Here is a 19269-nt window from a genome sequence, read left to right as displayed (position 1 = left end):
GCGATGGCGGATGTACGTCACCGCGCCGGGGCGTCGTCCCGTACGAACCAGGTGCCGCCACTCCCCCGCATCGCGCCCGCCAGCGCTGCCGGGGAGGTGACCAGGACGCGGGCGTCCGGGGCGGCGGCCGCGCCCAGGTAGGCGAGGGCCGCCTCGACCTTGGGGCCCATGCTGCCCGCCGGGAACTGGCCGTCGGCGAGGTGCCGTCGGGCCTCGGCCGCGGTGACGCGGCCCAGCGGGCGCTGTGTGGGGCGGCCGTAGTCGACGGCTGCCTGCTCGACGCCCGTGGTGATGGCCAGCAGCTCGGCGCCCAGCGCGGTGGCCAGTTGCGCGGACGTGGCGTCCTTGTCGATGACGGCCTCGACTCCCCGGTAGGTGCCGTCGGGTTCCTCGACGACGGGGATGCCCCCGCCGCCGCCCGCGATCACCACGTATCCCTGGCCGAGCAGGCCGGCGACGGCGCCCTGCTCGATGACGCGGACCGGCGAAGGCGAGGGGACGAGGCGCCGCCAGCCGCGTCCGGAGTCCTCGGCCACGCACCAGCCGTGCAGGGCGGCGAGTTCGCGGGCGGTCACCTCGTCGTAGAACGAGCCGATCGGTTTGGTGGGGCGGCCGAAGGCCGGATCCGTGGGGTCGACGACGGTGTGGGTGACCAGTGCGGCGACCCGGTCGCCGTGTCCGACGGCCTTGAGATGTCCGGCGAGCGTGGAGGCGAGGATGTAGCCGATGCTGCCCTGCGAGTCGGCGACGCACATGTCCAGGTCGAGGCTGGGCAGTTCGGGTGCGAGGTCTGCCATCAGGTCGGAGCGCCGTTTGATGAAACCGACCTGCGGGCCGTTCCCGTGCGTGACGACCAGACGGTGCCCGGCGGCGACCAGCTCGCCCAGCGGTTCCGCGAGGGTGCGGGCCGCCTCGAACTGCTCGGCGATGGTGGCGGTGGGGCCGCCGCGCAGCAGTGCGTTCCCACCGATGGCCACGACGGTCACACCGGCGGGAGCGGTCCGGATCTCGGGATTTGGGGGCATGGCCGCAACCTTAGGAACCAGCCGGATCGCGGTCATGAGCAGCGGTTGCCAGCGGCGGAGGCAGTCCGTTGACGCCGGATGACAGCCGTGGACGGCGGGTCACAACTCGGCGCTGTTTCCCCCTGGTTAACGTCCCATTACCAGCCCGTACTCCGTTTACACGCCCCCCTGACCTGCTCATAGTGAGGGGCGTGGCAGCTACAGCGCACCTCTCGTCAGCGGCGCCGTCGGCGCCTCCCCCACCACTCCCGCACCCGGCCGGGCCGGCCGAGGCCGCCCCGCTTCCCGGCGCCGGGATCACGATCGCCGAGGCCCTGGAGCTGCCCTGCCTCGCGGGGGCGCGCCTGGTCGCGGGAGGGCAGGGCGCAGAGCGGCGCGTGCGTGTCGTCAACATCATGGAGGTGCCGGACATCGTCCGCTGGATGCGCGGCGGCGAACTCCTGCTCACCACTGCGTACGCGCTGCGCGGTGACGAGGACGCCCTGAGCGCCCTCGTCCCCTCCCTCGCCGCGCGCGGCCTGGCGGGGCTGGGCGTCAAGGTCGGTCCGTATCTTCCGCGTCTGCCGCGCGCGATGCTTCAGGCCGCGGACGAACTCGGCTTTCCTGTCCTGGAGTTGCCGGGCGAGGTGATGTTCAACGACATACTCGCCGAGGTCATCGGGACCGTACTCAATCGCCGGGCGCTGTCCCTGGAGCGTTCCCAGGAGGTGCACGAGCGGCTCACCACGGCCGTGCTGCGCGACGGGTCGTACCAGGAACTCACCACCGTCCTGGCCGACCTCGCCCGATGTCCCGCCGCCGTGCTGGGGCCCGACGGAACGCCGCTCGCCTCCGCCGGCGACCCGCCCTGCGATACGGAAGCCTCCACACGGCGGGCCATCGGCGCGCACGCTCGCCCCTCGACCTCCCACGGCAGTGTCGCCCTGTGGTGCGCTCAGCCGCCGACCGAGGACCAGTTGGCGGCGCTCGAACACGCCGCGACACTCGCGGCGATGGTCGCCGTACAGGAACGCGCGGTGGCCGGCCGCGAGCGCCGCTCCCGCGCCCTGCTCCTGACCGAGCTGGTCTCGGCCGCCCCGCAGGACCGCGCGGAGACGGCGCGCAGGGCCGCCGCCATGGGCTGGGAGCTGCAGGTGCCGCGCGCGGCCGTACTGGTGGAACTGGGTGAGGTACGCGAGAGCCAGGAGGCGGCGGAACGCACCCCGGAGGAGCGGCTGCTGCCCTTCGTGCGGGCGGTCGTCGGTCCCCGGGCCATCGGGTGGGGGGTGCCTTCGGGGCTTGCCCTGCTGGTCGAGCCCGGCGAATCGCTGCACGCCGTCGTACGGGCCGTGTACGACGCGGTGGCCACAGCGCTGCCGAAAACGCGGGTACGGGTGGCGGCGGGCGGTGTGCAGGCGGACTTCGCGGATCTGCATCTCAGCTACCGGGAGGCCGTCACGGCGATGACCCTGGGCCGGGAGCTGCACGGCACCGATTTCGTCTGCGAACACCGGGACCTGGGTGTCTACCGGCTCCTCGACCAGCTCCCTCGGCGTGAGCTGGCGCGCCTGGTCGACGAGGCGCTGGGCACGCTGCTCACGTACGACAGCCTGCACGAAGGCAGCCTGGTGCACAGCCTGGGCGTCTATCTGGCGCGCGACCGCAACGGTGTGGAGGCCGCCGAGCACCTCCACATCCACTACAACACCCTGCGCTACCGCCTGAAGCAGATCGAGCGGCTGACCGGCGGATTCGACCGCGATCCGATGAGCCGTTTGCAGACGGAACTGGCCGTGCACGCCCACCGGTTGCTGACGGCACGGGCCCGTGGCTGACCCGGCGATTCAAGAATCAATAATGGTCTAGGCCAACTCATTGACGTGTCTCCGTCACTGCCCGATTCTTGCGGCACCGTCCCCCGACAGGAGACCCCCCATGAAGCGTCTACGCGCTGTGCTGTGCGGTGCCGCCGCCGCCGCACTGGCCGCCGCCGGCCTCACCGCATTCGCCACGAGCCAGGCCGCCGGCGCCACGGCCGATGCCTCCGCGCTCAGCAACCGGTGGTACGCCGCCGCGCCCTATCTGATGCCGCACGACAACAACCCGCCGGACCCGGGCGCCATCATGGACGCCACCGGGCTCAAGGCCTTCCAGCTCGCGTTCATCCTCGCCCCCAACGGCGGCGGCTGCAGCCCCACCTGGGACGGCACATCACCTGTGTCGTCGGACACCGCCGTCGGTTCCGTCATCAGCGCGATCCGCGCCAAGGGCGGCGACGTGTCGGTCTCGATCGGCGGGTACGGGGGCACCAAGCTCGGCCAGACCTGTTCGGACGCCGCGTCCACCGCGGCCGCCTACCAACAGGTCATCACCAAGTACCAGTTGAAGGCCATCGACTTCGACCTGGAGGAGCCGGAGTACGAGAACACCGCGGCCATCGCCCGCGAGATCGGCGCGGCCAAGATCCTCCAGCAGAACAACCCGGGCCTCTACGTCTCGGTCACCACGGCGGGCACCGCCGACGGCACCGGCTGGTTCGGCAAGCAGATGCTCCTGGAGGCCAAGTCACAGGGATTCACCCCGAACAACTTCTCCATCATGCCGTTCGACGGCGGATTCAACGGAGCGTCCGCGCAGACGAGCGCACTGACGAACTTCAACTCGGTCCTCCAGTCCACCTTCGGCTGGGACGCGGCGACGGCGTACGCGCACGAGGGCTTCTCCGGCATGAACGGCCGGAGCGACACCGGGGAGTACTTCAGCCAGGCGGACTTCCAGACCGTGCTGGACTTCGCCACCGGCCACCACATGGACCGCTTCACCTTCTGGTCCCTGAACCGGGACCGGCAGTGCACCCCGGTCGACAACAACGGCCAGACCTCCGGCACGTGCAGCAGCGTGGCCCAGTCGTCCTGGGACTTCGCGAAGTACTCGGTGAAGTTCGCCGGCGCCACCCCGCCGACCTCGCCCCCGCCGACGACCGCCCCTCCCACCTCGCAGCCGCCGACCGGCAGCTGCTCGGCCGTCGCATGGAGCAGCTCGGCGGTCTACACGCAGGGCAACACCGTCTCGTACGGCGGCCACACCTGGAAGGCCAAGTGGTGGACCCAGAACGAGGCGCCGGGCACCACCGGCGAGTGGGGCGTCTGGCAGGACCTCGGCGCCTGCTGACCACCCTGAACGCATGAAGAAGGCCGGTTCCGGCAACCGCAGTCGGTTGTCGGAACCGGCCTTCGGCACGCCGGAGCTGCCGCGTGCAGCCGATCAGCGAATGGTCACCGCGACCGTCGGAGAGACAGCGCCGCCGCCCACGATCCGGAGCTTGTTGGCGCCCTTGAGGCCGAGCTTGACGCGCAGGTCGTACGAGCCGCTCCGCGTGGTGTTCATGTGGATCGGGAGCGAGACCCAGTGGTTGCGCTGCATCTGCTGGAGCGTGACGCGTGTTCCGGACCGCAGGTGCTTGCTCGCCCCGAAGACGTGGAACTGCTGCCACGCCCTGATGCTCTTCACGGTCGCCTTGGCCGTCAGCGTCGGTCGCGGCGCGGCCGTCACCGAGCTCGTGGGAGCGGCGGACGCCTGTACGGCAGGTGCCACCGCGAGCAGCAGGGCGGTCGCGGACAGTACCGCGGTTCGGGTCAGAGAGTGACGCATGAGACGGGCTCCTCACAGCCAGGGACGGACGATGCGTCACATATTAGGAATATTCGGTACGTCGAGGACAAGCCGCCACGCCTGGACCCTCCCGCCGATGTGACGAAGCGTCAGAAATCAACCGGCTCGCGGATGATGGGACAGGTCATGCAGTGACCGCCTCCCCTGCCCCGGCCCAGTTCCGCCCCGACGATGGTGATGACCTCGACCCCCGCTTTGCGCAGCAGCGTGTTCGTCTGGGTGTTGCGGTCGTAGGTGAAGACCACGCCGGGCTCGAGGGCGACGGCGTTGTTGCCGCTGTCCCACTGCTGGCGCTCCGAGGCGTACGCGTCGCCGCCGGTGGCGATGACGCGCAGTTCCGGAAGGCCGAGCGCCTTGGCGACGACGTCCGTGAACGGCTTGGACTCCTCGTCGATGATCTCGACGCCGGGGGCCTTGTCGCTGGGGCGCAGCGAGAAGGTGTGGACGGAGTCCATGATCGTCGGGTAGAGGGTGACGATGTCGCGGTCGGCGAAGGTGAAGACCGTGTCCAGGTGCATCGCGGCTCGGAGTTTGGGCATGCCCGCGACGATGACGTGCTCGGCCGCCCCCTGGCGGAACAGCGAGGCGGCGACCTGGGTGATGGCCTGCCGGGAGGTGCGCTCGCTCATGCCCATCAGGACGACGCCGTTGCCGACCGGCATGATGTCGCCGCCCTCGAAGGTGGCCTGGCCCCAGTTCTGCTCGGGGTCCCCCCACCAGACGGTGGAGGCCGCGTAGTCGGGGTGGAAGGTGTAGATCGCCTTCATCAGCAGCGTCTCGTCGTGCCGCGCCGGCCAGTACAGCGGGTTGAGGGTCAGGCCCCCGTACAGCCAGCACGTGGTGTCGCGGGTGTAGAGGGTGTTGGGGAGCGGCGGCATCAGATATTCGCGTACGCCCGTGGAATCGCGGGCCAGCGCGAGATAGCCGGAACGGTGCTCATCGGGCAGGTCGGTGGTGGCCAGACCGCCGATCAGGAACTCGGCCAGCTCGCGCGGCGCCAGGGACTCCAGATAGGCGAGCGTGCCGTCCACGAGCCCGAGCCCGACCTCGTTCGGGACGATCTTGCGCTCGAGGAGCCAGGTCCTCGCCTGCGGGATGGCCATCGTCTCCGCGAGCAGTTCATGCAGCTCGACGACCTCGACGCCGCGCTGGGTGAGCTTGTTGACGAAGTCGGCGTGGTCGCGCTGGGCGTTCTCCACCCACATGACGTCGTCGAAGAGAAGGTCGTCGGAGTTGGTCGGGGTGAGCCTGCGGTGCGCCAGGCCGGGCCGGCAGACGAGGACCTTGCGCAGTCGGCCGACCTCGGAGTGAACACCGTGGGCCGACTGTGCGGGGGCGGGCTGACTTGTCATGGTGGTGCCTTCCGTTGCTCGGCGGGAAGAGTGAGGGATCCGGAGGTCAGAGGCTGATCCAGCCGACGGCCAGGGCGATCACGCCCAGCAGGGCGCCGACGATCGAGACGGCGAGGATGACCAGTTCGGCGGGGCTGAAGAGCTTGCGGCCCTGCTCACGGCGGGCCATCACGAACAGGACGGTCGCCGGGGCGTAGACGATGAAGGAGACCAGGACGAATTTCAGTCCCGCCGCGTACAGCAGGAAGGCCGTGTAGAGCGTGGCCAGTGCGGCGAACGTGAGGTCGCTGCCCTTCCGTGGCGTCAGCGCGGCGGACGTGGGACCTGGGGCGCTGTCACGTCCGAGCGCCAGTTTCACCGCATAGCCGGCCGCCAGCAGGAACGGGATCAGGCTCAGTGCGCTGGTGAGGTCCAGGGCGAAGTTGAACGCGTCGTCGGAGAACATGGTGACGACCAGGACGACCTGCGACAGCATCGTGGTCAAGGCCAGTGCGGGGACCGGGACATCCGCGTCGGTGGCCTTGCGCAGGAAGCGCGGCATGTCGTCGTCCTTCGCCGCGACGAACAGCACCTCGGCCGCCATCAGCGTCCAGGCGAGATAGGCGCCAAGCACCGAGACGATCAGACCGACACTGACGAACACCTTCCCCCAGGTGCCCACGGCGGATTCGAGCACCCCGGCCATCGACGGCTGGCGCAGCTCGGCGATCTCGCCCATGGGCATCAGGCCGTACGAGACGATCGTGACCGAGGCGAAGACGGCGAAGACGCTCAGGAAGCCGAGGATCGTGGCCCGCCCGACGTCCTCGCGGCGCTCGGCGTGACGGGAGTAGACGCTCGCACCCTCGACTCCGAGGAACACGAAGACCGTGGCGAGCATCGTGCCCCGGACCTGGCTGAACAGCGAACCCGCGTAGTCGGCGCCGCCGAAGTTGTCAGCGAAGACCTGCGGCTTCAGGTAGAAGAGCGCGAGGACGACGAAGAACAGGATCGGCACGACCTTGGCGATGGTGACGATCCGGTTGATCGCCGCGGCTTCCTTGACGCCGCGCCGGATCAGCAGGAAGAAGCCCCACAGGCCGAACGAGGACAGCACCACCGCGATCAGCGTGTCGCCCTCGCCGAGCGCCGGGGCGATCGCCCCGATCGTCGACATGATCAGGACCCAGTACGTCACATTGCCCACGCACGCGCTGGCCCAGTAGCCGAAGGCGGCGAAGAAACCCAGGTACTCGCCGAACCCGGCCTTCGCGTACGCGTACACCCCGGCATCCAGATCAGGCTTGCGGATGGCCAGCCGCTGAAAGACGAAGGCGAGCATGAGCATGCCGGTGCCGGCGATGACCCACGCGATGAGCGCGCCGGCCACTCCCGTCTCCTGCGCGAAGCGGCGGGGCAGCGAGAACACTCCGGCGCCGACCATCGAGCCGACCACCATCATGGTCAGCGTCGGCAGGGTGAGTTTCGCCGTCCGGGCCCCGGAGCCCGCACCCGCCTGGGCGGTGCCGTCCTGTGTCATCGTCTGACTCCCTCTGTCCTCAGTGAGGCCGGTGATGCAGCGTCAGGAGGCGATGCGCGAGACGGTGTGTGCTCCGCCGAGCGCGGCCGGCGTGAGATCGCGGGCTCGCGATACCCCACTGCATGCGATCAGCCGGACGCTATCAACCAATTGAGGACAATGTCCTAGTTTGAGGGCGTTGATTCGTGCGGAATTGCGCGGCAGGCAGGCCGTGGGAGAGGAGACGGCGGTCTCTGCCCGATCGGGCAGAGACCGCCTGCGGCCGCGGGCGGTGGGTGACCCGCCGAGTCCTCCGGTCACCCCCTGACACCGCCCCGACCGGCGCGAAGACCACGCGCCGCCGGACGGAGGCCTCGGCGACCACTCCGCGCACCAGGGACGCGGCACACCAGCCGTGCGCCTTGCCCCCGGTTGCCTGTGGTCCTCGCTCAGCGGGCATTCGTCGCGCGACGGGTCCCGGATTGGCCATTCACTCTTTCGAGAACGCCCTGGCCGTCACACCAATCCGTCCCGCCCCCGGCTCCGAATCACTGTCACGGGGACGGTGGAGGGAGCGGCATGGCAGGGGAAAGGCGGCGCATCGCGGTCGTGGGCGCCGGAGTGGCCGGGCTGACGGCGGCGTACGTACTGAGGGACGCGCACGACGTCACGCTCTACGAGAGTGACGACCGGCTCGGGGGGCACGCGCACACCCATGACGTGCTCTCCCGCGACGGCCGCGTCCACCGCGTCGATTCCGGATTCATCGTGCACAACCGCCGCACGTATCCCTGTCTGCTGCGGCTCTTCCGCGAACTCGGCGTCTCCACCCAGGAGTCCGAGATGAGCATGTCCGTACGGTGCGAGGGATGCGGTCTGGAGTACGCGGGAGCTCGCGGCCCGTCAGGGCTGTTCGCCCAGCCGCGCAATGCGCTGCGCCCGGCGTATCTGCGGATGCTGGCGGAGGTTCCGGTCTTCCACCGGGCCGCGCGACGGGTCCTTGCGGCGGAGTCCCCGGACGATCCGACACTGGGCGAGTTCCTGACAGCCGGCCGCTACTCCTCGTACTTCATCACCCACTTCATGACACCCCTGGTCTCCGCTGTCTGGTCCTGCGACTCATCCGACGCCCTGCGCTATCCGGCCAGGTACCTCTTCCGGTTCCTGGAACACCACGGGATGCTCGCCGTCTCCGGATCCCCGGTGTGGCGGACCGTGACCGGCGGCTCGCGCGCGTACGTCGAACGCATCGGCAAGCAGCTGCCGCGCGTCCGCACGGGCGCCCCCGTCCGTGCCGTGCGCAGGCTTCCTGGCGGCGGTGTCGAACTCGGCACACAGGAAGGGACGGCGGATCCGTACGACGCCGTCGTGATCGCGGTCCACGCGGATCAGGCGCTGCGGCTGCTCGCCGACCCGACCGAGGCCGAGCGCAGGGTGCTCGGCTCCTTCCGGTACTCCCGCAATCCGACGGTCCTGCACACCGACACCGGGGTGCTGCCGCGCAGCCACAGGGCGCGCGCCTCCTGGAACTACCTGATGCCCAGCTGCGACGCGGCGGCCGACCGGGTGCGGGTGAGCTACGACATGAACCGGCTCCAGGGGCTCACCTCGCCCGAGACGTTCCTCGTCACCCTCAACGCCGAGGAGCGGGTCGCCGGGGACAAGGCGGTGGCGCGTATGACGTACGAACATCCCGTGTTCACGCCGGAGTCGGTGGCCGCCCAGCGTGAACTGCCCGGCCTCAGCGGTACGGTCACCGCCTTCGCCGGCGCCTATCACGGGTGGGGCTTCCATGAGGACGGCTGCAGCTCGGGCGTCCGGGCGGCCGCCGCGCTGGGGGTGACGTGGTGATTCCCGCCCTGTATCCCTGCACGGTCCTCCACCGGCGCAGCGCACCGCGCTCGTACGCGCTGCGGCACCGCACCTATCTGTGGATGGTCGACCCCGACCGGCTCCCGCGCCTGCCCTTCCTCCTGCGTCCCCTCGCCCGGTTCGATCCCCGGGACCACTTCGGCGGGCACTCCCCCACGCTCCGGACAGGCCTGGACGGCTTTCTCGCCGCCCAGGGTGTCGATCTGGCGGGAGGGTCCGTGACGATGCTGACGCAGGCCCGGGTGTTCGGGTACGTCTTCAACCCGCTGACCCTCTACTGGTGCCATGACCCGACCGGCGCGCTCGTATGCGTGGTCGCCGAGGTGCACAACACCTACGGCGAGCGGCACTGCTACCTTCTGCGGCCCGATCGCGAGCAACTCGCCTCGGTGGAGAAGGAGTTCTACGTCTCGCCCTTCTTCCCCGTCGACGGCGACTACCGCATGCGCCTGCCCGAGCCGGACCACACCCTGAACCTGACGGTCCGTCTCATCCGCTCGGGAGAGCAGGTGTTCACGGCGACGGTACGCGGCGAGCGGCGTCCCGCGACTCCGTCCGTGCTGCTGTCCCTTGCGCTGCGCCGTCCCTGGTCGACGGCGGCCGGATCCCTCGCCATCCGGATGCACGGCATCCGTCTGTATCTGCGCGGTCTGCCCGTGCGACCCCGTCCCCGTCATCGCCCCCAGGAGGGTGTGGAGTGAGTACGTCCCTGAGACCGCCCGTCGCGGACGACCCTGAGCTGTGGCCCGATGTCGTCCGCCCGCCCCAGGTGTCCCGGCTCCGTACAGCGGTGGCCGAGCGCCTCGTGCGACGGGCACTCGTGAAGCTGCCGCTCTACGTCCGCTTCGGCAGCGACGAGGCGATCGGCCGCGGCGGCCCCCTGCTCGTGGTCCACGACCCCGACGCGTTCTTCCGGCGGATCGCCTCGGGCGGGCTGATCGGATTCGGCGAGTCGCACCAGGCCGGCGAGTGGGACGCCCCCGACCTGGTGGCCGTACTGACGGTTCTCGCGCAGAACGCCGCCGTTCTGGTGGCGCCCTCGCTCCAGCGGCTGCGCGGGCTGTGGGCGCTCAGGCAGCCTGCCGGACTGCGCAACACGCCCGAGGGGTCGAGGGCCAACATCCAGCGCCACTACGACCTGTCGAACGACCTCTTCGCCCTGTTTCTCGACGAGACCATGACCTACTCGTCAGCCGTCTTCCGGGGGTTCCCCGCCGAATGGCCTCTGCTGGCATCGGCGCAGCGGCGCAAGATCGACCGTCTGCTCGATCTCGCCGCGGTCGGCGACGGCACCCGGCTCCTCGAAATCGGCACCGGATGGGGAGAGTTGGCCATCCAGGCGGCGCAACGAGGTGCCCGCGTCACCTCACTCACGCTCTCAGCGGAGCAGCGCGACCTGGCGAACGACCGGATCGCGGCCGCAGGACTCGCCGACCGGATCTCCGTGGAACTGTGCGACTACCGCGAGGCGCGCGGCCGTTACGACGCCGTGGTCAGCGTGGAGATGGTCGAGGCGGTGGGTGAGGAGTTCTGGCCGGTGTACTTCAAGGCACTGGACGACCGGCTGGCCCCCGGGGGTCGTGCGGTGGTGCAGGCCATCACGATGCCGCACGAGCGCATGGTGGCGAGCCGGAACACGTACACCTGGATCCAGAAGTACATCTTCCCGGGCGGACTGCTCCCCTCCACAGAAGCCATCGAACAGGTCACCGGCGCACACACTTCGCTGCGCGTAGTACGGCGCGACAGCTTCGGCACGCACTACGCCGAGACGCTGAGGCTGTGGCGGGAGAGGTTCGCCGAACAGGCCGATGCGGTCGCGGCGCTCGGCTTCGACGAGGTCTTCCGCCGTATGTGGACGTTGTATCTCGCCTACTCCGAGGCCGGATTCCGCTCCGGTTACCTGGATGTCCAGCAGCTCCTGCTGACCAGGGACGGGAAGCTGTGACCGCGAACGCACGGCACGGGGCTGCCCAACGGCTCGCTCCGCACATCGAAGCCGCCATCGGCGGGCCCCTGCCGCTGCGGGTCCGGGCCTGGGACGGCAGCGAAGCCGGGCCCGGGCACGCCCCGACCGTGGTCCTGCGGTCCCGGCGAGCCCTGCGCCGGCTGTTGTGGCAGCCCGGTGAACTCGGCCTCGCCCAGGCATATGTGACCGGAGAGCTCGACTTCGAAGGAGACCTCCCCGAAGGGCTGCGCATCCTGTGGCGCACCGTCCGCGAGGGGCGACTGCACGCGCCGCGCCTCGGCGCCCGTGACCGGGGGCGCGCCGCCGCCACCGCACTGAGGCTCGGCGCCGTCGGCCCGCGCCCCGCTCCGCCCGCCTCGCAGGCCCGGCTGCGGGGTCGGCTGCACAGCCGCACCCGCGACCAGGCGGCGATCAGTCACCACTACGACCTGTCCAACGCCTTCTACGCGATGCTGCTCGACGAGACCATGGCGTACTCCTGCGGGTTCTGGACCGGCGAAGGGCCCGATTACGGTCCCCGTGACGCGCAGCGCGACAAACTCGAACTGATCTGCCGCAAGCTGGCGCTCGGCCCCGGCGCCCAGCTGCTGGACATCGGATGCGGCTGGGGATCACTGACTCTGTATGCGGCCGAGCATCACAAGGTGCGGGTCACGGCTGTGACACTCGCCGCCGAACAGGCCGCGTACGTAAGAGAACAGGTCGATGCGCGAGGCCTGGGGGACCTCGTCGAAGTCCAGTGCCGGGACTACCGGGACATCGCGGACGGTCAGTTCGACGCGGTCGCCACTGTGGAGATGGGCGAACACGTCGGTGACGCCGAGTACCCGGCCTTCGCCTCCACTCTGCACCGGATGGTCCGCCCCCGGGGGCGGGTGCTCGTGCAGCAGATGTCGCGGGGATCGGTCGCACCGGGCGGCGGGGCGTTCATCGAGGCGTACATCGCACCCGACATGCACATGCGGCCGCTCGGGGAGACCGTCACCCTCCTGGAAGGCTCGGGGCTCGAAGTACGGTCGGTCCAGTCGCTGCGTGAGCACTATGTGCGGACCGTGGCGGCCTGGCACCGCACGCTGGAAGACCGGTGGGGCGACTTCGTGGCGCTGGTCGGCGAGGAGACCGCGCGGGTGTGGCGGCTGTACCTGGTGGGCGGATCCCTCGCCTTCGAGGAGCGGCGGATGGGCGTCGATCAGATCCTCGCCGTCAGGCCGGACAACGACGGCTCCAGCGGAATGCCACCCGTCCCGGAAGCCTGGCCGCTGAGGGAGACACCGTGAGCGGATATCCGTGGGAACAGTTCGCGCTCGGCCTGCCCGTGACCGCTGCGGCCTCCATGGTCGTACTGCTCGCCACTTTTGCCCTTGCGGTACGCAAGGGCATGCACCGGATCGTCGACGCCGCCTGGGGCCTCGCCTTCTCGGCGGTCGCGCTCGTCTCGTACGGCATGGCCACCGGCGAGGGGGACCCGGGGCGGCGCCTTCTCGTCACCGCGCTCACCTGTGTATGGGGGCTGCGGCTCGCCGCCCATATCGTCCGCCGGGGGCGGGGGCACGGCGAGGATCCCCGCTACGAGGCAATGCTCGCCAAAGCCCCCGGCAACCGCAGTCTCTACGCACTGCGCATGGTCTACCTGCTGCAGGCCGGGCTGGTCTGGGTGGTGTCCCTGCCGGTCCAGGCGGCGATGTACGTCCAGGACGGCCCGGGTCCTTTGGTGTGGGCCGGGGTGGTCCTGTGGTGTGTGGGGTTCCTCTTCGAGACGGTCGGCGACTGGCAGTTGGCCCGGTTCAAGGCCGACCCGGCCAACAAGGGTGCCGTCATGGACCAGGGCCTGTGGAGCTGGACGCGCCACCCCAACTATTTCGGGGACTTCTCTGTCTGGTGGGGGTTGTTCCTGATGGTCTGCGATGCGCCCGCGGCAGCGGCGGCGACCGTCGTCTCGCCCCTGCTGATGTCCTTCCTGCTGACCCGGGGCAGCGGAAAGGCGCTGCTGGAGCGGCACATGGCGGACCGGCCCGGGTATAGCGCGTACGTGGCGCGCACCAGCGGATTCGTCCCCTTGCCGCCACGCCGCCGGGGCTGACGTTCAGACGCCGCGCGCACGCTCGAAGCGGGCACGCCCCTCGGCGAGTTCGACGATCGGATCGGGGTAGTCGAGGCCGGCCCTGTCGAGACCCTCCAGCTTCCAGGGCTCGTGTACGTAACGGTCCGCGACGTCCGCGAGTTCGGGGACCCAGCGGCGTACGTACGCGCCCTTCAGGTCGAAGCGCTTGCCCTGCACCACCGGGTTGAGGACCCGGTTGGGGCGGGTGTCGGTGCCGGTGCCCGCCGCCCACTGCCAGTTGAGCTGGTTGTTCGCCACGTCTCCGTCGGCCAGCAGGTCCAGGAAATGCCGGGCACCGACGCGCCAGTCGACGTACAGGGTCTTGGTGAGGAAGCTCGCCACCAGCATGCGGCCTCTGTTGTGCATCCAGCCTTCGTGGGCCAGCTGCCGCATCGCCGCGTCCACGAGCGGATATCCGGTACGGCCTTCCTGCCAGGCGGCGATCTCCTGCTTGTCACTGCGCCAGGCGTCACCCCGGGGCCGGTAGTCCTCCCCGGCCGCGTCCGGCCGGGCCGCGAGGACCTGGTGGTGGAAGTCCCGCCAGGCCAGCTGTCGTACGAACGCCTCGGCGCCTGACGAGCCCTCGCCGCGGGCCAGGTGGACGAGTTCGGCCGCGGACAGGGCGCCGAAATGGAGAAAGGGCGAGAGCCGGGACGTGGCATCTCCCGCCAGGTCGTCGTGGCCGTCCTCGTATCCGGCGATGCCGCTCTTCAGCCAGGCGTGGAGCTGTCGGCGTCCCGCCGTCTCGCCTCCCTCGGCAAGTCCGGCCGAGACCCCGGCGATTTCGGTGCGGCCGATCAGTGGCTCCGAAGCGACGTCGGCGACCTGGACCTTCCTCGGAGTCGGTGCCACGTCCCGGGCACCCTCCTCTGTCCAGCGCCGGAAGTAGGGGGTGAAGACGGCGTAGTGGTCGCTGCCGGCGGGGGTGATCGCGCCCGGTGCCACCGCCGTCACGACGGCGTCGTGCACGGCGAGCGTGCAACCCGAGCCGGCGAGGGCCGACCTGAGGCGTACCTCGCGAGCGGTGGCGTAACGGCTCACTCCACCCGCGACGTGCACTCGGCTGGCGCCCACGGATCGCACCACCGCGCAGACCTGGTCCACCACGTCGCCGCTGCGGACCACCAGACGGCCGCCTCGCGTCCGCAGCCCGGAGTCGAGATCCGCCAGGCAGTCGGCCAGGAACGCCCGTCGGTTGGGTGCGTCGAAGCCGGTCCTGTGCACCCCGGTGTCGTACACGAACAGCGGGACGATCTGCTCCGCGTCGCGTAGCGCGGCGGCGAGCACCGGGTTGTCGTGCAGGCGCAGATCCGAGGTGAACAGGACTACCGAGACCGTCACTTGGCGGGGCTCCTCATGCTGTGGCGAAGTTCATCAGTGCGAGTGGTGCGGAGGTCGGTGCGGTGGAGCCGCCGGAGGGTTCGACGGTGATCCCCATGCCCGACGCCTGGTCGACGGCGCCCGCGAGGAGTACTGCCTCGGTGGTCTGCGACGGGTCCATGAGCCCGGCCGAGCGCATCGTGCCCGCATCGTTGAACCACAGTTGGTAGACCTTGCCGGACGGGGGTTTCGGCATGCCGGACGCTACGAACACGGCCTGGTTCCTGCTGTGCGCGACCACCAGGGTGCCGCTGGCGCCGCCGGCGAGCCGCCCTGTGGTGGCCTTGGCGTCGGGCGCGGCAAGGACGCTTGCCAACTGCTCGGACTGCTCCTGTGCGGTACGCGCCTCCTGGCGGGCCTCGTCGGCACTCCGGTGCTGCCAGACCGCGATGCCCCCGCTTGCGACGGCGATCGCCACGCACGCGGCGAGTGCGAACCGGGCCGCGCGGCGACCGCGGAGCCTGGCGGCGACCGGCCTGGCCGGAGTCGGGGCAAGCGGCGGTTCCTGGCGTACGGCGGCGATGCGCCGCAGCACCGCGGCCTTCATCTCGGGTGGCGGGATGACCGAGACCGCGAGGCCGAGGCGTGCCGCGGTGGCGCTCAGTTCCCGTACCTCCTGGCTGCACGCCTCGCAGTCGCCGAGATGCCGCTCGAACTCCTCGCGTTCGTCGTCCGACAGTGCGTGCAGCGCATAGGCGCCGGTGAGTGTGTGGAGTTCGGCATTCATGTGCTCACCCCCAGGCAGTCGCGCAACCGGATCAGCCCATCACGCAGCCGGGTCTTGACCGTGCCCAGCGGTACGGTCAGCAGCTCGGCCACTTCGCGGTACGTCAGCCCCTGGTAGTAGGCCAGGGTGACCGACTGACGCTGCAGTTCGGTGAGGGTCCGCAGACAGCGCCGCACCTGCTCGCGCTCCAGACGTGCCTCGACCTGCTCGGTCACCTCGTCGAACGCCGGGGTCCGGTCGAGCAGGGCCGCTTTGTGCTCCCGGTCGGCGGACGCCTGCGCGGATCGGACCCGGTCCACCGCCCTGCGGTGGGCCAGGGTCAGCACCCAGTTCATGACGCCGCCCCGGTCCGGCTGATAGCGGGCGGCCGTGCGCCACACCTCCGTCAGCACCTCCTGGGCGACCTCCTCGGACTGCGCCGGATCGCGCAGCACGCTCTTGACCAGCCCGAACACCGGGCCGCAGACCACTTCGTACAGCGAGCCGAACGCCTCCTGATCGCCCCGGGCCACCTGGCCCAGCAATCCGGGCAAATCGGGCCCCGCGGACTGGGGTCCGCTGATGTACACCACTTCTTTCACCCGCTGATCCTCCCGGCACTCGTCTCTACGGTGGTGATTCGGAGCGGGAGCGCCGGAGGATTGGTCGCCGCTCCGCCTCTTTGTGGTGAGTTCAGTTCTGCGCGTTGCCGCCCTCGACCGAATAGACGTCCTTCACCTTGACCTCGGTGACGCCGCGGCCTTCGGGGAAGACGCTCCGCCAGTCCCCGATCACATGGAGCTCGTCGGTGCCCATGGCGCGCACCACGGTCAGGTTTTCGTTGTGCGCCTTGAATGCTTTGGTCCAGAGGTTCGCGAAGGCCTGGGAGCGGATGATGTGCATCCAGTCCGGGCGGTAGAGCTCACGGTTGTAGTTCGACTCCCCCATCGTGGAGACGAACTTGGAGTACATCGCCTTCACGTACTCCAAGGTGACGTCGTCGTCGTCAGCGATGGCATTCTCGCGGGCGTCGCGCAGCGTGCCGCGGAACTTCTCCAGGAGGTTCTCCGTGGCACCGGACGTGAACGACTCATGGATGACGGGCGGTTCGCACAGCCCGTATTTCGTACCCGAAAGGCGCAGCAGGAGTCGCAGCGTCGGTTCGGTCACCCACAGGGGGCCGGGCTCGTCGCGGTTGCCGATCGGGTTCGGCAGTACGTCCTCGTGGTCCCAGGGGGACGGGGTGATGAGGTGGATTCCGGCGCGGCGCCGGTCGTGGGTGTTACCCGCGGAGTGCTCGAGCGAGCCCAGCGGCAGGTGGGTCTTGAGCGCTGAAAGGTAGGCGCCGTTGATGTCCAGCGCGGTGATCTCGTGCGCTCCGGAAGGCAGCGTGGCACGGGTCCACTTCGGGCGGGCCTCCCAGATCTCGTCCGCCCCGCGCGCTGTCTTCTTCTTCAGCACATCCGGGATCCAGGGGTGGGCGATGATGTCGTAACGGGCGCCTTTGCGGCAGACGTCCAGCAATTTCATCGCGTCGGGGATCGCGCGTTTCAGCAGCGCCGCGCTCGCCGCCTCCATGTCCCCCTGAGCCTTCTCCATCGCTTCCTGTACCGCCTGCCCGATCAGATCGGGCATGTCCGACGACTCCTGGAAGGCACGGCGTGCCGGGGACGGCGTCGGCGCACGCGGCGCCGATGGCGGAGGCGTCGGGGGGCTCTGCGGGGCGACGGCAGCGGCACACTCTTCAGGAGTGAGGTGTTGCGGGAAACCCTCGACCTGCTGCACCGCCGGTTGGCCGCACAGCACACACGGCGCGGCGACGGCCAGGTCCGTCTCCTCTCCCTGCTCGTCTTGGGCATCGTCTTCGGCGTCGTCTGCGTCAGCCGTTGCGCCGGCGCTGTCCGCCTTGCCGTCGGAGTCCTCGGCCGGCCCGTCGTTCTGCGGGTGGAGTTTCGCGTGCAGACCATCGAGGAGGTACGCGTACTTCGTACGGATCTCCCCGGCCGGTTCACGGCCGGCCTCCCAGCCGCGCACCGTGCTGGGACTCACGCCGAGCGCCTGAGCGATCTGGGCCTGCGAGAGTCCCAGTCCCTCGCGCAGGAGGCGTCGCTCGGCGGCCGGCGGGAGCGCGGCCTCGGGCCGGACGGATGCCAGCAGCGCGTCGACGGCATCGAAGTCTGTCAACGCCCGGCTCCGTCCGGCTCGCCGGTGCTGGACTGCTGCCCCTTTTGTGCTCTCCACATGCCCGTTAGCTTAGGTCTTCCCCGCATCCTTTCCTCGCCCTGCGGCGCAGCACGCTCCGCCAGGACCTGTGGGGTGCTTCCGCCGGTTCCTTCTGCGGCAGTTGGGGTGGCGGTGCGGTTCCCCTGCCGTCCGGGTGAGGTGCACTGCCCGTCTCCCGGGCCTCGTCCAGGGCGAGAACCAGACTCATCCGGTGCCACAGCAACTCGTCGGGGTTGTCGGCGGCCAGCAGATGCTGTGTCGCCTCCCACGCCGCGGGCGAAGGCGGGCGGCCCGGTGCGAGCTCCGGTTGGAGCTTGCGCAGGTACGCGCGCTCATAGGGGTCGTCGACGACTTCGGCCAATTGCACCGGGTCGAGCACACACGCCATGACGGCCGCTCGTTCCCACGCGTCATCCGTCTGGCGCAGAAGCATGCCGAGACGCCGGCCGCGCCAGTTGCGCGGGCGCCAGTCCTCTCCTGCGTCGATCAGCGCCCGGGAGCTCTTGGGCATGGTGCCCTTGAGCAGTTCCGGTTCCCTCGACGCGAAGGCCTTCAGTTCTTCGGCGACGTACAGCCAGACGACGGCCCGATACCGGTTGAAGTAGAAGCGGACCGGTGTGACATGGCCCGTCCGGGCCAGCGTGGTGAAGCGCGTGGCGCTGATGCCGAGCAGCTCCGCACCGTCCGCCGTGCCGACGGTGCGCACCCGCTCCCTGAGGGTGTCGGGAAAGCCGGGCTGCGCCTGAAGACGCTCGATCTCGTCGAGGGCGACACGACGGCGCATCTCTCCCGGTTCCGTCACCGTCCGTACATGCCCGAGCTGCACGGCGAGATCGAACTCGCCCCGCTTCAGCGTGAGTTCCTGTGCGGCCCGGGCGGCGGTCAGCGGTTTCCTGTCCGTCCCGGTCTTCGTGCGCCGTTGTTCCTTTACGGTCATGCGGTCCTCCCCCGCGAGCAATGAATACTCTCAGTGACGACCGTAGCCCGGCGGGACACATCCCGCCGGGCCTGTGGATAACTCTGGTCGGCTACTGCCTGGCGGACACTCCGAGGTGCTCGCCCACCCGGTTGACCAGGCGGGTCATCTCGTACGCGATCTGGCCGATGTCGGCCTCCGCGGTGCTCAGCACGCACAGGCAGCTTCCGTCGCCGGCCGCGGTGACGAAGAGGACCCCTTCGTCGAACTCGACCATCGTCTGCCGCACCTTGCCCGCACTGAAGTGGCGCCCCGAACCCTTCGCGAGACTGTGCAGACCCGACGAGACAGCAGCCAGGTGTTCCGCGTCCTCGCGCGCCAGACCGGTGCTCGCCCCGGTCACCAGACCGTCGTTGGACAGCACCAGAGCGTGCCGTACGTTGTCGACCCGCTTGGTCAGGTCGTCGAGTAGCCAGTCGAGTCCTTTGTCCAGCGCCATGTGCCGGCCCTCCCCGTTCATTCGTTCCCCGTGTCCCTCGTTCGGCTGCCAGCCTTCACCACACCGGCTCCGCGGGC

17 protein-coding genes are annotated in these 19269 nt (G+C 69.9%); 7 read left to right on the top strand and 10 right to left on the bottom strand.

Annotated features, from left to right (window positions below):
* Positions 1-17: 17 nt before the first annotated feature.
* Complete coding sequence (locus tag AB0H78_RS25930) at positions 18-1025, bottom strand: carbamate kinase (RefSeq protein ID WP_363236987.1); 1008 nt, start codon at positions 1023-1025, stop codon at positions 18-20.
* A gap of 191 nt (positions 1026-1216) precedes the next feature.
* Here AB0H78_RS25930 and AB0H78_RS25925 point away from each other — a divergent pair, with 191 nt between their 5' ends.
* Entirely contained in the window at positions 1217-2839 is a 1623-nt protein-coding gene (locus AB0H78_RS25925; RefSeq protein ID WP_363236986.1) for a PucR family transcriptional regulator ligand-binding domain-containing protein, read from the top strand.
* A gap of 100 nt (positions 2840-2939) precedes the next feature.
* Positions 2940-4175 carry a chitinase gene (locus tag AB0H78_RS25920; RefSeq protein ID WP_363236985.1) on the top strand — a complete coding sequence of 412 codons (1236 nt, stop codon included), beginning with the start codon at positions 2940-2942 and terminating at the stop codon, positions 4173-4175.
* Between the two features lie 93 nt (positions 4176-4268).
* On the opposite strand, the gene AB0H78_RS25915 is transcribed toward AB0H78_RS25920, so the two are convergent.
* The 3 genes from AB0H78_RS25915 to AB0H78_RS25905 form a co-directional block, all read right to left on the bottom strand.
* Positions 4269-4655, bottom strand: coding sequence for a hypothetical protein (locus tag AB0H78_RS25915; RefSeq protein WP_363236984.1), 387 nt, complete (start codon positions 4653-4655; stop codon positions 4269-4271).
* Between the two features lie 110 nt (positions 4656-4765).
* A complete protein-coding gene (locus tag AB0H78_RS25910; RefSeq protein WP_363236983.1) occupies positions 4766-6028 on the bottom strand; it encodes an arginine deiminase in 1263 nt (420 codons plus the stop codon).
* 46 nt (positions 6029-6074) lie between these two features.
* A complete protein-coding gene (locus AB0H78_RS25905) occupies positions 6075-7547 on the bottom strand; it encodes a basic amino acid/polyamine antiporter (RefSeq protein ID WP_363236982.1) in 1473 nt (490 codons plus the stop codon).
* Positions 7548-8105: 558 nt separating this feature from the next.
* Between AB0H78_RS25905 and AB0H78_RS25900 the strand changes: the two genes are divergently transcribed.
* From AB0H78_RS25900 to AB0H78_RS25880, 5 genes are read left to right on the top strand one after another with little or no spacing between them, the layout of a single operon-like run.
* On the top strand, positions 8106-9377 hold the full coding sequence (locus AB0H78_RS25900) for an FAD-dependent oxidoreductase (protein WP_363236981.1): 1272 nt from the start codon (positions 8106-8108) through the stop codon (positions 9375-9377).
* Complete coding sequence (locus AB0H78_RS25895) at positions 9374-10099, top strand: DUF1365 domain-containing protein (protein WP_363237162.1); 726 nt, start codon at positions 9374-9376, stop codon at positions 10097-10099. Before AB0H78_RS25900 ends, AB0H78_RS25895 begins: the two co-directional genes overlap by 4 nt.
* A gap of 38 nt (positions 10100-10137) precedes the next feature.
* Positions 10138-11346, top strand: a complete 1209-nt coding sequence (locus tag AB0H78_RS25890; RefSeq protein WP_363237161.1) for a cyclopropane-fatty-acyl-phospholipid synthase family protein — start codon at positions 10138-10140, stop codon at positions 11344-11346.
* A complete protein-coding gene (locus AB0H78_RS25885; RefSeq protein ID WP_363236979.1) occupies positions 11343-12644 on the top strand; it encodes a cyclopropane-fatty-acyl-phospholipid synthase family protein in 1302 nt (433 codons plus the stop codon). Before AB0H78_RS25890 ends, AB0H78_RS25885 begins: the two co-directional genes overlap by 4 nt.
* Positions 12641-13447: a DUF1295 domain-containing protein gene (locus AB0H78_RS25880; RefSeq protein ID WP_363236978.1), complete on the top strand. Its 807-nt coding sequence runs from the start codon at positions 12641-12643 to the stop codon at positions 13445-13447. The genes AB0H78_RS25885 and AB0H78_RS25880 overlap by 4 nt, the downstream gene beginning before the upstream one ends.
* Before the next feature lie 3 nt (positions 13448-13450).
* Here the strand turns inward: AB0H78_RS25880 and AB0H78_RS25875 are convergent, their stop codons facing one another.
* The 6 genes from AB0H78_RS25875 to AB0H78_RS25850 all read right to left on the bottom strand — a co-directional run bounded on the left by AB0H78_RS25875 (position 13451) and on the right by AB0H78_RS25850 (position 19192).
* Positions 13451-14809 (bottom strand): deoxyribodipyrimidine photo-lyase, encoded by a 1359-nt coding sequence (locus tag AB0H78_RS25875; RefSeq protein WP_363236977.1) that lies wholly within the window; start codon positions 14807-14809, stop codon positions 13451-13453.
* Between the two features lie 13 nt (positions 14810-14822).
* Positions 14823-15575: an anti-sigma factor gene (locus tag AB0H78_RS25870; RefSeq protein ID WP_363236975.1), complete on the bottom strand. Its 753-nt coding sequence runs from the start codon at positions 15573-15575 to the stop codon at positions 14823-14825.
* Positions 15572-16156 carry a sigma-70 family RNA polymerase sigma factor gene (locus AB0H78_RS25865; RefSeq protein WP_363236974.1) on the bottom strand — a complete coding sequence of 195 codons (585 nt, stop codon included), beginning with the start codon at positions 16154-16156 and terminating at the stop codon, positions 15572-15574. The genes AB0H78_RS25870 and AB0H78_RS25865 overlap by 4 nt, the downstream gene beginning before the upstream one ends.
* 91 nt (positions 16157-16247) lie before the next feature.
* A complete protein-coding gene (locus AB0H78_RS25860; protein WP_363236973.1) occupies positions 16248-17738 on the bottom strand; it encodes a helix-turn-helix domain-containing protein in 1491 nt (496 codons plus the stop codon).
* 64 nt (positions 17739-17802) lie between these two features.
* Entirely contained in the window at positions 17803-18714 is a 912-nt protein-coding gene (locus AB0H78_RS25855) for a DUF6397 family protein (RefSeq protein ID WP_363236972.1), read from the bottom strand.
* Between the two features lie 91 nt (positions 18715-18805).
* Positions 18806-19192, bottom strand: coding sequence for a roadblock/LC7 domain-containing protein (locus AB0H78_RS25850; protein ID WP_363236971.1), 387 nt, complete (start codon positions 19190-19192; stop codon positions 18806-18808).
* Between the last annotated feature and the right edge of the window lie 77 nt (positions 19193-19269).

It is taken from the genome of Streptomyces sp. NPDC050738 (assembly GCF_040654175.1).
Taxonomy (GTDB): domain Bacteria; phylum Actinomycetota; class Actinomycetes; order Streptomycetales; family Streptomycetaceae; genus Streptomyces.
The sequence above is the reverse complement of the archived record's forward strand: the minus strand, read 5'-3'. Positions and strand labels throughout refer to the sequence as shown.